Origin of the sequence: Pseudomonas sp. AP42, assembly GCF_001728935.1 — a bacterium.
Lineage (GTDB): Bacteria > Pseudomonadota > Gammaproteobacteria > Pseudomonadales > Pseudomonadaceae > Aquipseudomonas > Aquipseudomonas lactis.
Genome location: NZ_LYSO01000148.1, coordinates 1 through 13,143, shown reverse-complemented (window position 1 = coordinate 13,143; position 13,143 = coordinate 1). Strand labels below are relative to the sequence as shown.

Here is a 13,143-nt window from a genome sequence, read left to right as displayed (position 1 = left end):
CCCACAGTTGGATCGTGGGGGTGTCAGGTAGATATGGGGCGACTGTCAGGCCGTCATCGCAGGCAAGCCCGCTCCCACAGTTGGATCGTGGGGTGCCAGGTAGATAGGCGTCGGTTGGCAGGCCGTCACGGGAGCAAGCTCCCTCGCCACAGGCCCTGCGTCGCACCAACGTTGCGTCGATATCTATACCGGGATGTGAGATCAAGCAGAGTACATATACGGTCTATCAGTCATACTGGCCACCATGACTTTCGACTCGCCTCTCGCCGCTTACCAACATGCCATCACCCAGCCGGGTTTCGTCGCCGACGACGCCCAGCGCCGGGCGGTCCAAGCCCTGCAAGCCTGTCACGAGGCCTTGCACCAAGGGCGTTCACCGATTACTGGCGTGTACCTGTGGGGGCCGGTGGGGCGCGGCAAGACCTGGCTGATGGACCAGTTCTACCAAAGCCTGCGCGTGCCTGCGCGGCGCCAGCATTTTCACCACTTCATGGCGTGGGTGCACCAGCGCTTATTCCAGCTCACGGGCACCCAGGACCCCTTGCATGCGTTGGCACGGGAGCTGAGCCAGGCCCTGCGCGTACTGTGCTTCGACGAGCTGTTTGTGAATGACATCGGTGACGCGATCATTCTCGGCCGGCTGTTCCAGGTGATGTTCGAGGAAGGCGTGGTGATGGTGTGCACGTCCAACCAGCCGCCCGACCAGTTGTATGCCGATGGCTTCAACCGTGAGCGTTTCCTGCCGGGCATCGATGCGCTCAAGCAGCATATGCAGGTGGTGGCCGTGGACGGTGGCGAGGATCATCGCTTGCATCCCGGCGTGGGCATGCAGCGCTATTGGGTGAATCAACCCGAGGCACTGGCGGCGGTGTTCCAGCAATTGAGCCAAGGCCAAACCGTGACCAGCGGGGCGGTAAACGTAGGGCACCGCACCATCATGACGGTCCAGGCCAGTGACACCGTGCTTTGGTGTCGCTATGCGGACCTGTGCGAGCAGCCCCTGGCCGCCATGGATTTCATGCTGTTGTGTGATCGCTTCCGCGCCATCCTGCTGGGAGACGTCCCCAACCTTAGTGCACAGAAACGCCCGGGCCGAATTGCCCGTGGCACTGAAGACGGCGCCGAACGCGTAGAAGCCGGGGATCGAGAGTTGCCGCAGTTGTCGGTGCACGATGACAGCGTACGTCGCTTTATCGCCTTGGTAGACGAGTGCTACGACCGCAAGGTGCCGCTCTTTATCGAAGCCTGTGTGCCGTTGCAGCACCTGTACACCGATGGTTACCTGGAATTTCCTTTCCGTCGCACCCTGAGCCGGCTGCAGGAGATGCAACTGCAACGCTTCGCCACCTAGGAAAAATCGCCGCTTGCGGGCTCATTGCGCGCTTTGATGCGCGTAACCTTCGCACTTTCTGTCAGCTATTTGTCGCTTATCTCCTTCATCTACTGCCGACTCCACGCTTACAATCGCCCCTCTCAAAGGGAAACGATTCCCTGGTTGTCGCTATCGAGGAAGGACATGGACACCCCAGACATCCTGGTGCTGCAAGCCAGCTATACCAACGCCGTGCACGCCGACGCCATTGGCCTGCTGCTCAACCATTACGCTGAAGATCCGATGGGCGGCGGCCACAGCCTGCCCGCCGATCTCTTGCAGCAACTGCCCGCCGAACTGGCCAAGCGCCCCCACGCGTTCAGCGTGCTGGCGTTTGTCGGGGGGGAGCCAGCGGGGTTGGTCAATTGCTTTGAAGGCTTCTCGACCTTCGCCTGCCGGCCCTTGGTCAACGTCCACGATGTGGTGGTGAAGGAGCAATTTCGCGGCTTGGGCTTGAGTCAGAAGATGCTGCAAAAGGTCGAGGAAATCGCCCGGCAGCGCGGTTGCTGCAAGATCACCCTCGAAGTGCTGGAAGGTAATGCCCTGGCACAGTCGGCATACCGCAAGTTCGGGTTTGACGACTCAGTGTTTGATCCCGCCCATGGGCGAATGCTGTTCTGGCATAAACCGTTGTAATAAATAATCGGCAAAAAAAGGGCGCCATTAAATGGCGCCCAATAAACCTTCGCCAACGGAGCAGAATGGCGCAGGGTGCTACGGATTAAGTAAGTATTAACTCAGCTGTTCGGTTGCGTCTGATCAACCGTCTCAGACTTAACCGATTTGCCATCGGCGCTGGCAACTTGCTGTTCAGCCTTGCCGTGGGTTTTTTCCTGAATGAAGCTGAAGTTGTTGTAGAACTCCTTGGAACGCTCTGCACCGCCCTCTGCAAAGGCGGCGGCGGAGGTCAGGGTCATCAGGCTGGCCAGCATCAAGGTCGACAGTTTCATTGCGGTATTCCCATTAAAAGTGATAGGTGTCCGGTCGCTCCGTGATCAGATCATGGAGCGACTATGGCGTTATCTTATTAAGTGGGAATTAACTGAAAGTGCAGTTGAAGTTAACAGTTTCGTTAACTTCAATGTGCGCGGCTACAGCTTCCAATCCAGCGCCAACGTGACGGAACGCGGCTCGCCCCAATACACACCGTTATAAAAACCAACGCGCTCGTAGTATTGCTTATCAAAGAGATTGTTCACGTTGACCGACGCCGAAACCTGTTCGTCGAACTGGTAGCGTGACATCAGGTTGACCACGGTATAGCCCTGTTGCGTGATTTTCGCCCGGGTGGTTATCGGCCGACCTTCGCTGTTGCGCTGCCCGGTCGGGCGGTTGCTGAAGTCGTAGGTCTCGCTCTGCCAGTTCACTGCGCCGCCGACGGTCAGCTTGCGCCAGGAGCCCGGCAGGCGATAGGCGCTGGAGATTTTCACCAGGTTCAAGGGTTGGCTGGTGTTGTTGCGGTTGTCTGAGCCATTAACCGAATGGGTGTAGGTATAGCCGGCGGCCAGGTTCCAGTCCGGCGTGATTTCCCCGGCGGCTTCCAGCTCAAAGCCGTTGACCTTGTTACCTTTGCCGGCGGATTTGTAGTACTCCTCGCCCGTCACCGGGTTGGGCGGGACGGAGTCATCCCGCTCGGCGACGTTGTCCTGGGTGCTCCAGAAGTAGGCGGCTGCCAGGTTCAAGCGCTCGTTGAGCACGCTGCCCTTGAGGCCCACTTCGTAGTTACTGCCGACCACCGGCTCCAGGTACTTCTTGTTGGCATCACGGTTGCTCTGGGGTTTGAAGATGTCGGTATAGCTGGCGTAGACGGTGTACTGCGGCGTGATGTCGTAGAGCAGGCCGGCGTAGGGCGTCCACATATCATTGTGGGTCTGGCTGGTTTTGCCCGAAGCGGTCAGTTGGTCGTTGGCATCGTATTTGGGCTCTGCGCTTTCCAGCTCCCAACTGCCGTAACGGCTGCCCAGCACGGCGTGCAAGCGGTCCGTGAGGCTCAGCCGCGTGGCCAGGTAACCGGCTTTTTGTTGCTTCTTGCTGTGCTCACCTTTCAGGTCGGTCACGTGGTCGGTGAACTTGCCGATGCCGCCCATGTGCTTCCAGTCCTGGATGGGGTAGTAGCTGGCTGGCAGGTCGCTGCGCATAAAGGGCGAGACATCCCGTTGCGCGGCTTCGCCATAGCCCATCATCAGCGCGTGTTCGCGGCCCAGCAGCGTGTAGCTGCCGGCCAGGTTGAGGTCGATGGCCTCCATGCGCGAGGTGCCGCGCATATGGCTGGCCCAGGCCGTCATGCCGCTGCGGTCGGGGTTGGGGAAACCGTCGCCGCCGTAATACACCTTGCCGTCGGTGTCGCTCTGGCGATGGGTGTAGGCGGCCTTCAAGTGCCAGTCGCCGCCGAGCCGATGGTCGAGGGTGGCAAAGGTGGTCTTGTCGGTCAGCGGCCAGGAGCTCCAGTGCGCCGCCATATTGGTGGAGCGGGGCAGCCTGGCCTTGCCGCCCTGGCTGTTCCAGTAGGGCACTGTGCCCCAGGAGGTGCCTTGTACCTGTTTGTTTTGGTAATCAAAGCCTGCGGCCAGCACGGTATCGTCGGAAAGGTCAGCCTCCAGAATGCCGTAGCCCACTGCCCGCTGCAGCCCATAGTTGTCACGAAAGGACCGACTGTCGCGGTAGGCCAGTACGCTGCGCCCGCGCAACTTGCCGTCGAACGCCAGCGGGCCGCCCACGTCGACGTAGCTGTAGTAGTTGTCATGGCTGGCGCCACTGATGCCGGTCTTAGCCTGCCACTGGGCGGTAGGGCGCTTGCGCACCATGTTGACGGTGGCCGATGGGTCGCCTGCGCCCGTGGTCAGGCCCGTCGCGCCGCGCACCACTTCGATGCGGTCGTAGATGATGGTATCGGCGTCGGTCTTCATGAGGCCGAACGTGTTGAGCATCCCGTCAACCTGGAAGTTGTTGATGCCATAGCCTCGGGCGGAATAGTAGACACGGTCGGAGTCGTAATGCTGGACGTTGACTCCCGTGGTCTGGCGCAACACATCCGTCAGGGTATTGAGATTGAAGTCGTCCATCTGCTGGCGTGTGACCACCGAGATCGATTGCGGGGTTTCCTTGACGGAGAGGTTCAGCCGCGTGGCGGTGCTCATCGAACCGGTGGTGTAGGCCCCGGTATGCTCAGTGGTCGCGCCCAGGCCGTCGGCACTGATGGTGGTAGCGCCCAGTTCCAGGGCTTTGGCGGGGGCTGTATCGGGGTCGGTGCCTGCCAGCGAATCCGGGCTCAGCGCCAGGCTGAACAGGCCGAGGGTGAAGGTCATGGAACGGGTGAAGGGCGCGAACATCGCTGCTGACTCCTTGTCGTCTTCGAAACCTCCCCAGGCAGGGAGGGCTTGGTTCAAAGACGAAAGGAGTTGCGGAACTTTAGGCTCAAACGAGAATGATTGTTATCTTTCTGTTACAAGACCCTGGCTTATTTGGCCACCACTTCGGCGCCGTCGGCCTTCTTGGGCTTGATCAGGCTGAAGTCGATCAGTGCCTTCTGCTTGGTTTCGTAAGGGTTGCCGATCAGCAAGGGGCGTGGCTTGAAGCTGTCGCTGACCAGGCTCTTGCTGTGGTCCAACTCGTCGAAACTCAAGCCTGCCATGTCGGCCCAGGTGTGGATCAACTGGGAACTGCTGTACGGCCGTTGCAGGTCGCCGGCAAAGCTCCAGTCGTGGCTTTCGCGCCATTTTGGCGAGGCGTAGGCCATGAACGGGATGGTGTACATCGGCGCAGTCGGCTTGCCTTCGTTACGGCCCAAGGTGTCGTGGCCGGCCGAGTCGAACACGTCTTCGCCATGGTCCGAGAGGTACAGCAAAAAGCCGTTGGGGTCGGTCTTGGCGTAGTCCTTGATCAGGCTGGAGACCACGAAGTCGTTGTACAGCACCGCGTTGTCATAGCTGTTGTAGGTCGGCAGTTGCGCATCGCTGACACCCGCCGGCACGCCCTGGCGGTCGGTGAACTTGTCGAAAGTTTGCGGGTAGCGGTACTGATAGCTCATGTGAGTGCCCAGCAGGTGCACCACGATGAACTTGCGTTCGGCGGTATCGGCCAGGGCCTTGGAAAACGGCGCCAGGACATCGCCGTCGTACTGACGGGCGTTCTGGTTGCGGTTGTTGTTCAAGTACACCTGCTCGTCGGCCTGTTCGGAAAAGGTCGTGAGCATGGTGTTGCGTTTGGTCATGGTCTGCTGGTTGGTGATCCAGAAGGTCTTGTAGCCGGCCTGTTTCATCACGCTGACAATCGACGGCGTCTTGAGGTACAGGTCCGGGTTTTCTTCGTCGGCGAAGGTCAGCACCTGTTGCAGCGCTTCAATGGTGTAGGGGCGCGGGGTGATGACGTTATCGAACACGGCCAGTTGGTCGCGCAGCTTGTCCAGTTCCGGCGTGGTGTTGCGCGGGTAGCCGTAGAGGCTCATGCGCTGGCGGTTGGTCGACTCGCCGATCACCAGGACCAGTGTAGACGGCTGGCCGGCCATGCTGTCCTTGAGGTTGTTCAAGGGTGGGATCTTGCTCGCACTGGTGAGCATGCCTTGCATGTTGTCCAACTGCTCGGTGTAGCGACGGTAGGCGACGATCATCTGCCAAGGCACGGCAGGCTCGATGCGGGTTTCGAAACGGTCGATGGCCAACTCCATGGTTTCGCTGGTGGCGATCTGCTTGACCAGTGGGTAACCCACCACTGCCAGGACGATGGCAATGGCTGCCACGATCGACTGGCCGCGCGGCAGGTACACCGGGCGCAAGCGCGTCCACAGGAAGATGGCGAAGGCGGTGTGGGCAATGAACGCCAACACGATCCACCAGGCAAAATATTGGGTCGCGTATTCGCCGGCTTCAGAGATGTTCGACTCGAACATGATGAAGATGACGCTCTGGGAGAATTCCTGCTGGTAAATGAAGAAATAACCCAGGCTCGCCATGGAGCACGCCCACAGCACCACGCCGATCAAGGCGGCGAGCAGGCGCGTACGACGCGGGAACAGCAACATCGGCGCCAGCCACAGCGCGCTCATGAAGAAGGCCTGGCGGAAGCCACTGAAGCCGGAGGTGCCGGTCAGTTGGATAAGAAGTTGGGTAATACCCGAGAAATACCAGAAAAACAGGAATAACCAGCCAAGGCCGGCCCAATCAAAGCCTTTCGCAGTCGTCGTGCTGCGTTTGAACATCGCCATCCAGCGCCCCATCAGAAAAAGATTGTCGCGCGCAGGCGCGCAACATCGGGCCGCCCAGGAAGTGAGCGGCATCGCGGAACGGGAGTATCAAGAGGGGAGTGTGAAAACTTTGTGAGTTTTCTGTAGGTATTGCCTTACAAGGCTACTGGCGCGGGCTTCAGCACAGCGCAGGCTTGGCATCCGACGGCTGATCGAGATGGGCTTGAAGGTGTGAACGCAGGCGCAGGACTTCCTGTTGCAACTGATCACGCTCGTCTTTCAACTGGCGCAGTTCATCGCGACGGATAGTGACGTAGAGGGTCTGTGGCGGACGGGTCATCTGTGCTGTGCTCATTGCTTACCTCGCAAATAGCCGGTAGATCGCGGTGCCAAAACAGGTTTTTGGCAACAGTCGGAAGCAAGTTTGAATTCTTTTTCGCTGCAAGGGAACTTTTTTATTTTTGGTGGTCGTGTGACTTTTGCCGGGGTGATGGTGAAACGATGGCAACTTTTTTGTCATGAAACTACACGGATCCGCTCTGGACTAACCCTCATTAGCCTCATTGCGCTATAAACTATGTCACACATTTTTTAGAAGTTAGGAGCATCAGCACATGCAACTGGGGATTATCGGACTAGGCCGCATGGGCGGTAACATTGCGCGGCGCCTGATGCTCAATGGGCATACCACCGTTGTATACGACCGTAACGAAGCCTTCGTCAAAGCCCTGAGCGAGGAGGGCGCCACCGGCGTCGCCGACTTGAAAGCGCTGGTGGCCGGCCTGCAAAAGCCTCGCGCTGTCTGGGTCATGTTGCCGGCGGGCGCGCCCACCGAAGACACCATCAACGTGCTGAGCGAACTGCTGGAAGACGGCGATGTGATCATCGACGGCGGCAACACCAACTACAAGGACGACGTGCGTCGCGGCAAGGCCCTGGCTGAAAAGGGCCTGCACTATGTGGACGTGGGCACCTCGGGCGGCGTCTGGGGCCTGGAGCGTGGCTATTGCATGATGATCGGTGGCGACACCGAGACCGTGAATCGCCTCGACCCGATCTTCAAAAGCCTGGCGCCGGGCCTGGGTAACATCCCGCGCACCAAGGACCGTTCGGCCTCTGCCGACCCACGTGCCGAGCAGGGTTACATCCACGCCGGCCCAGCGGGTTCGGGCCACTTCGTCAAGATGATCCACAACGGCATCGAGTACGGGATGATGCAGGCGTTTGCCGAAGGTTTTGACATCCTCAAGACCAAGAACTCGGAGAACCTGCCAGAAGACCAGCGCTTTGACCTAAGCGTTGGCGACATCGCCGAAGTCTGGCGTCGTGGCAGCGTGGTGTCGTCCTGGCTGCTGGACCTGACCGCCGACGCCCTGGCCACCGACCCGAAACTGGACGGCTACTCAGGCTCCGTGGCCGACAGCGGTGAAGGCCGTTGGACCATCGAAGCGGCCATGGAGCAGGCCGTGCCGGTTCCAGTGTTGTCGACCTCGCTGTTCGCGCGTTTCCGTTCCCGCCAGCAGAGCACCTACGGTGACAAAATGCTGTCTGCCATGCGCTTCGGCTTTGGTGGCCATGTGGAGACTTCCAAAAAATGACCGCCAACGGCAAAAAACCCAAGGCCGAACCTGCTCCACCCACCACGTTGTTTCTGTTTGGCGCCCATGGCGACCTGGTCAAGCGCCTGCTCATGCCGGCGCTGTACAACCTGAGCCGCGACGGGTTGCTGGGCGATGGCCTGCGTATTGTCGGCGTTGATCACAACGCCATCAGCGATGCGGACTTTGCCAAGAAACTCGAAGACTTCATTCGTACCGAAGCCTCCAGCAAGGTCCGGGGCAATGCCGAAAACGCCCTCGACCCTGCGTTGTGGGCGCAATTGGCCAAGGGCATCAGCTACGTCGAGGGCGACTTCCTCGACGACAGCACCTATGCCGATATCGCCAGCAAGATCGCTGACAGCGGCACCGGCAATGCAGTGTTCTACCTCGCCACTGCACCGCGCTTCTTCAGTGAGGTGGTGCAGCGCCTGGGCAGTGCCGGCTTGTTGAATGAAACCGACGATGGCTTTCGCCGCGTGGTCATCGAGAAGCCGTTCGGCTCCGACCTGGCCACCGCCGAGGCGCTCAACGCCTGCCTGCTCAAGGTGATGAGCGAGAAGCAGATCTACCGCATCGACCATTACCTGGGCAAGGAGACGGTGCAGAACATCCTGGTCAGCCGTTTCTCCAACGTGCTGTTCGAAGCGTTCTGGAACAACCACTACATCGATCACGTACAAATTACCGCCGCTGAAACCGTCGGCGTGGAAACCCGGGGCAACTTCTTCGAGAAGACCGGCACACTGCGGGACATGGTGCCCAACCACCTGTTCCAGTTGCTGGCGATGGTCGCCATGGAGCCGCCGGCCGCCTTTGGCGCCGATGCAGTGCGGGGTGAGAAGGCCAAAGTGGTCGGTGCGATCCGCCCCTGGTCGCTGGAAGATGCGCGGGCCAACTCCGTGCGCGGCCAATACACCGCTGGCGAAATCGCCGGCAAGCCATTGCCCGGTTATCGCGAAGAAGCCAACGTCGCACCTGATAGCAGCACCGAGACGTTCGTGGCGCTCAAAGTGATGATTGATAACTGGCGTTGGGTCGGTGTGCCGTTTTACTTGCGTACCGGCAAGCGCATGAGCATCCGCGACACCGAGATTGTGATCTGCTTCAAGCAGGCGCCTTATGCGCAATTTCGCGATACCGAAGTCGACGAGCTCAAGCCCACTTACCTGAAGATCCAGATCCAGCCGAACGAAGGCATGTGGTTCGACCTGTTGGCCAAGCAGCCTGGGCCAACCCTGGAGATGGCCAATATCGAATTGGGCTTTGACTACAAGGACTTCTTCGAGATGCAGCCGTCGACGGGTTACGAAACCCTGATCTACGACTGCATGACCGGCGACCAGACCTTGTTCCAGCGTGCCGACAACATCGAGAACGGTTGGCGTGCGGTGCAGCCGTTCCTGGATGCGTGGAAGCAAGATGACGGTATCCAGGCCTACAAGGCCGGTGAAGATGGCCCGGCAGCGGCCGATGCCTTGCTGGCCCGCGATGGCCGCGCCTGGCATAGCCTCGGATGAGTGACGCGACGATTCAACCCATCCGGTTTGTCCTCAGTGATGTGGACGGGACGCTATTGCATCCCGACCACAGCCTCAGCCAACGCACCGCCGATGCCATCCGCGCCATGCGCGAGGCCGGGGTGCTTTTCAGCCTGGCCAGCGGGCGTCCGCCCAAGGCCATGCGGCATTTGATCGAAACCTTCGGTATTGACGTGCCGGTGGCGGGCTTCAATGGCGGCACGTTGGTCAACCCGGATGGCAGCATCCTGGTTGCCCACCATCTGCCGGCGGAAGCGGCACTGATCACCCTGGCGCTGTTTTCGGCCGAGCCGGACGTAGAAGTCTGGGTATTTGCCGATGGCGACTGGCTGCGCCGTGATCCGCCCGGGCCCATGGTGCAGCGCGAAGCCGATGGCTTGGGCTACGGGCCGGTGGTGGTGGAGAGTTTCGAGCCGTACCTGGACCGGGTCGACAAGATCGTCGCCGCCAGCAACAACACCCAGTTGTTGGTGGAACTGGAGGCGCAATTGCAGCCGAAAGTGCAGGGGTTGGCCCAGGTGTCGCGTTCGCAACCGGTGTACCTGGACGTGACTGCGATGCTGGCCAACAAAGGCGAAGCCTTGAAAACCCTGGCCGAGCACCTGGGCGTGCCGCTTGCGCAAACGGCCGCGATTGGCGACGGTGGCAATGACCCAGCGATGTTTCATGTGGCGGGGTTGTCGATTGCCATGGGCCAGGCCGAAGAAACCGTCAAGCGCCAGGCCAATGTGGTCACCGGCAGTAATGTCGAGGACGGCGCTGCCGAGGCGTTCGAGCGTTTTATTCTCGCTGCACGTTAAGCGACGAAGTGTGGCTGCACAACTTCCAGCTCAAGTTTTACTTGGGCTGGAAGTTGCTGCATGCAATTACTTCGGCATTGCCCAGTGTTGCAACTGGTGACCCTCTTTATCGAGCTCGGCGCGGGCCTGCAATAACAGGTTTTCAAGTTGCGCCGGGTCGGTATACGCAGTAGAGGACAACTGTTTGCTGCCGATGCGGGTGTTGGTACGGTCGATGACGCTCAGGCTGAGGGCGCCAACGCCATCGTGCCAGGCCACGCACTGAAAGGGCTGGAAAGCACGGTCTGCAATCAAAAGAGCTTCGTTGATGCGCAGCGGAGCGTTCATTCGGGTCTTCTCTCTGTATGCCCATTCAAGTGAGTACCGGCGGTTGGGCTGACCGTGCGGTGGGTTACTTGTACTGATGCACGATGGTGGGGTGCGGGTCACATGCTAGGGCAAGAAATTTTAACTTTCCCTGATTGACGTCATGTAAGCGGCTGTTTTGAAAGCGCAATAAGCCTTTCACTGGTGAGCAACTTCTGGCGCGCTACGAAACAGGCATGGCTTTTTGCCCGCACTTATAGCGAAAGGGTACAAGGTCAGCGTCAAGATCTTGCTAGGGTTACCAGCAGTCGCCACAAACTGTTGTTTCTAAATAACTTTAATAATCTTGGCGCCAAGGAATAGTCATGATTGCGACGCCCCCCCAACGCCGCTTACTGGTGGTCGACCCCTGTGACGACTGCCACGGGCTATTGCCCGGTTTACGCACCGCCGGCTGGGAAGTCGACAGTTGTGCCTTGGAGGCGGTGGGTGAGCGCTCCTGCGATGTTGGCCTGCTGCGCTTGCAGCGTGATCACTTGGAGCGTCCCGAGGCGGTAAAGGAGTTGATTGGCCGCAGCGGCACCGAGTGGATCGCTGTGCTCAGCCAGGATGTACTGCGCTTGCAGAACGTCGGCGATTTTGTCTGCGAATGGTTCTTCGACTTCCACACCTTGCCCTTCGATGTGTCCCGGGTGCAGGTGACCCTGGGCCGTGCGTTCGGCATGGCGCGCCTGCGTGGCAAGGGCTACGCGCCGGTGGATGAGCCCCATGAATTGCTGGGCGAGAGCCGCCCCATTCGTGAGCTGCGCAAGTTGTTGTCCAAGCTGGCGCCGACGGAATCCCCGGTGTTGATCCGCGGTGACAGTGGCACGGGCAAAGAGTTGGTGGCCAAGACCTTGCACCGCCAATCCCAGCGGCACGCCAAGCCGTTTGTCGCGATCAATTGCGGCGCCATCCCTGAACACCTCATCCAGTCCGAGCTGTTCGGCCACGAAAAAGGCGCGTTTACCGGTGCTCATCAGCGCAAGATCGGGCGTATTGAAGCGGCCAACGGCGGCACCCTGTTCCTCGATGAAATCGGCGATCTGCCGATGGAGCTGCAAGCCAACTTGTTGCGCTTTCTTCAGGAAAAGCACATCGAACGCGTCGGCGGTAGCCAGCCGATCCCGGTGGATGTACGCGTGTTGGCCGCCACCCACGTCAACCTTGAGGCGGCGGTTGAGAAGGGCGCCTTTCGCGAAGACCTGTATTACCGCCTGAATGTGCTGCAAGTGGTTACCGCGCCGTTGCGTGAACGCCATGGCGACGTGGCGATGCTGGCCAACCACTTTTCACGGTTCTACAGCCAGGAAACCGGGCGCCGCCCGCGCAGTTTCAGCGAAGAGGCCCTGGTGGCGATGGGGCAGCACCCGTGGCCGGGCAATGTGCGTGAACTGGCCAACCGCGTGCGCCGAGGACTGGTGCTGGCCGAAGGGCGGCAGATCGAGGCGATTGACCTGGGGCTGCAAGGCCAGCAAGTCATTTCGGCACCGATGGCGACATTGGAAGACTACAAACACCGCGCCGAACGCCAGGCGTTGTGCGATGTGCTCAACCGGCACAGCGACAACCTCAGTGTCGCCGCCCGCGTGCTGGGGATTTCCCGGCCGACATTCTACCGGTTGCTGCACAAACACCAGATCCGCTAGGGCGGGTGACCCAGTGTGTGCGGGCTTGCCTGCGAAAGCGATAGTTCAGTTAAATATTCAGTGGCTGACACACCGCTTTCGCGAGCAAGCCCGCTCCTACAGGGGATTGGTGCCAGGCGCTGATTCTGTGGGCAATACATGATTAATGTGGGAGCTGGCTTGCCTGCGAAAGCGGTGGTTCAGCTAAAGCTTGAGTGACTGACACACCGCTTTCGCGAGCAAGCCCGCTCCCACAGGGGATCTGTGCCAGGCGCTGATTCTGTTGGCAATGCATGACCATGTGGGAGCTGGCTTGCCTGCGAAAGCGGTGGTTCAGTTAAAGCTTCAGTGACTGACACACCGCTTTCGCGAGCAAGCCCCCACAGGGGATCTGTGCCAAGCGCTGATTCTGTTGGCAATGCATGACCAGTGTAGGAGCTGGCTTGCCTGCGAAAGCGGTGGTTCAGCTAAAGCTTGAGTGACTGACACACCGCTTTCGCGAGCAAGCCCGCTCCCACAGGGGATTGGTGCAAGGCTCTGATTTTGTGGGCAATACATGATTAATGTGGGAGCTGGCTTGCCTGCGAAAGCGGTGGTTCAGTTAAAGCTTGAGTGACTGACACACCGCTTTCGCGAGCAAGCCCGCTCCCACAGGGGATCTGTGTCAGGCGCTGATTCTG

At 59.8% G+C, this 13,143-nt stretch carries 11 protein-coding genes; 6 read left to right on the top strand and 5 right to left on the bottom strand.

Annotated features, from left to right (window positions below):
* Positions 1-244 precede the first annotated feature (244 nt).
* A complete protein-coding gene (zapE, locus tag A7K61_RS28380) occupies positions 245-1,351 on the top strand; it encodes a cell division protein ZapE (RefSeq protein ID WP_069558841.1) in 1,107 nt (368 codons plus the stop codon).
* Positions 1,352-1,516: 165 nt separating this feature from the next.
* Positions 1,517-2,008 (top strand): GNAT family N-acetyltransferase, encoded by a 492-nt coding sequence (locus A7K61_RS28375; protein ID WP_003190875.1) that lies wholly within the window; start codon positions 1,517-1,519, stop codon positions 2,006-2,008.
* Positions 2,009-2,109: 101 nt separating this feature from the next.
* On the opposite strand, the gene A7K61_RS28370 is transcribed toward A7K61_RS28375, so the two are convergent.
* The 4 genes from A7K61_RS28370 to A7K61_RS33255 form a co-directional block, all read right to left on the bottom strand.
* Complete coding sequence (locus A7K61_RS28370) at positions 2,110-2,322, bottom strand: hypothetical protein (protein WP_003190877.1); 213 nt, start codon at positions 2,320-2,322, stop codon at positions 2,110-2,112.
* A gap of 141 nt (positions 2,323-2,463) precedes the next feature.
* Positions 2,464-4,701 (bottom strand): TonB-dependent siderophore receptor, encoded by a 2,238-nt coding sequence (locus A7K61_RS28365; protein ID WP_069558840.1) that lies wholly within the window; start codon positions 4,699-4,701, stop codon positions 2,464-2,466.
* A gap of 128 nt (positions 4,702-4,829) precedes the next feature.
* Complete coding sequence (locus tag A7K61_RS28360) at positions 4,830-6,572, bottom strand: phosphoethanolamine transferase CptA (RefSeq protein WP_032892095.1); 1,743 nt, start codon at positions 6,570-6,572, stop codon at positions 4,830-4,832.
* 157 nt (positions 6,573-6,729) lie between these two features.
* Entirely contained in the window at positions 6,730-6,906 is a 177-nt protein-coding gene (locus A7K61_RS33255; protein ID WP_153475996.1) for a DUF6026 family protein, read from the bottom strand.
* Positions 6,907-7,165: 259 nt separating this feature from the next.
* Here A7K61_RS33255 and gnd point away from each other — a divergent pair, with 259 nt between their 5' ends.
* The 3 genes from gnd to A7K61_RS28345 are packed head-to-tail and all read left to right on the top strand — an operon-like array spanning position 7,166 to position 10,490.
* On the top strand, positions 7,166-8,149 hold the full coding sequence (gnd, locus tag A7K61_RS28355; protein ID WP_069558839.1) for a phosphogluconate dehydrogenase (NAD(+)-dependent, decarboxylating): 984 nt from the start codon (positions 7,166-7,168) through the stop codon (positions 8,147-8,149).
* Positions 8,146-9,669, top strand: a complete 1,524-nt coding sequence (gene zwf, locus A7K61_RS28350) for a glucose-6-phosphate dehydrogenase (protein ID WP_003190883.1) — start codon at positions 8,146-8,148, stop codon at positions 9,667-9,669. Before gnd ends, zwf begins: the two co-directional genes overlap by 4 nt.
* Positions 9,666-10,490 carry a Cof-type HAD-IIB family hydrolase gene (locus tag A7K61_RS28345; RefSeq protein WP_014718745.1) on the top strand — a complete coding sequence of 275 codons (825 nt, stop codon included), beginning with the start codon at positions 9,666-9,668 and terminating at the stop codon, positions 10,488-10,490. Before zwf ends, A7K61_RS28345 begins: the two co-directional genes overlap by 4 nt.
* A 66-nt stretch (positions 10,491-10,556) precedes the next feature.
* Here A7K61_RS28345 and A7K61_RS28340 read toward each other — a convergent pair whose 3' ends face one another.
* The gene (locus A7K61_RS28340; protein ID WP_032892091.1) at positions 10,557-10,817 is read right to left on the bottom strand and encodes a hypothetical protein; all 261 of its coding nucleotides are present in this window, start codon (positions 10,815-10,817) and stop codon (positions 10,557-10,559) included.
* A 344-nt stretch (positions 10,818-11,161) separates the two neighbouring features.
* On the opposite strand from A7K61_RS28340, the gene A7K61_RS28335 reads away from it, so the two are divergent.
* The gene (locus A7K61_RS28335) at positions 11,162-12,484 is read left to right on the top strand and encodes a sigma-54 dependent transcriptional regulator (RefSeq protein WP_032892090.1); all 1,323 of its coding nucleotides are present in this window, start codon (positions 11,162-11,164) and stop codon (positions 12,482-12,484) included.
* Positions 12,485-13,143 lie beyond the last annotated feature (659 nt).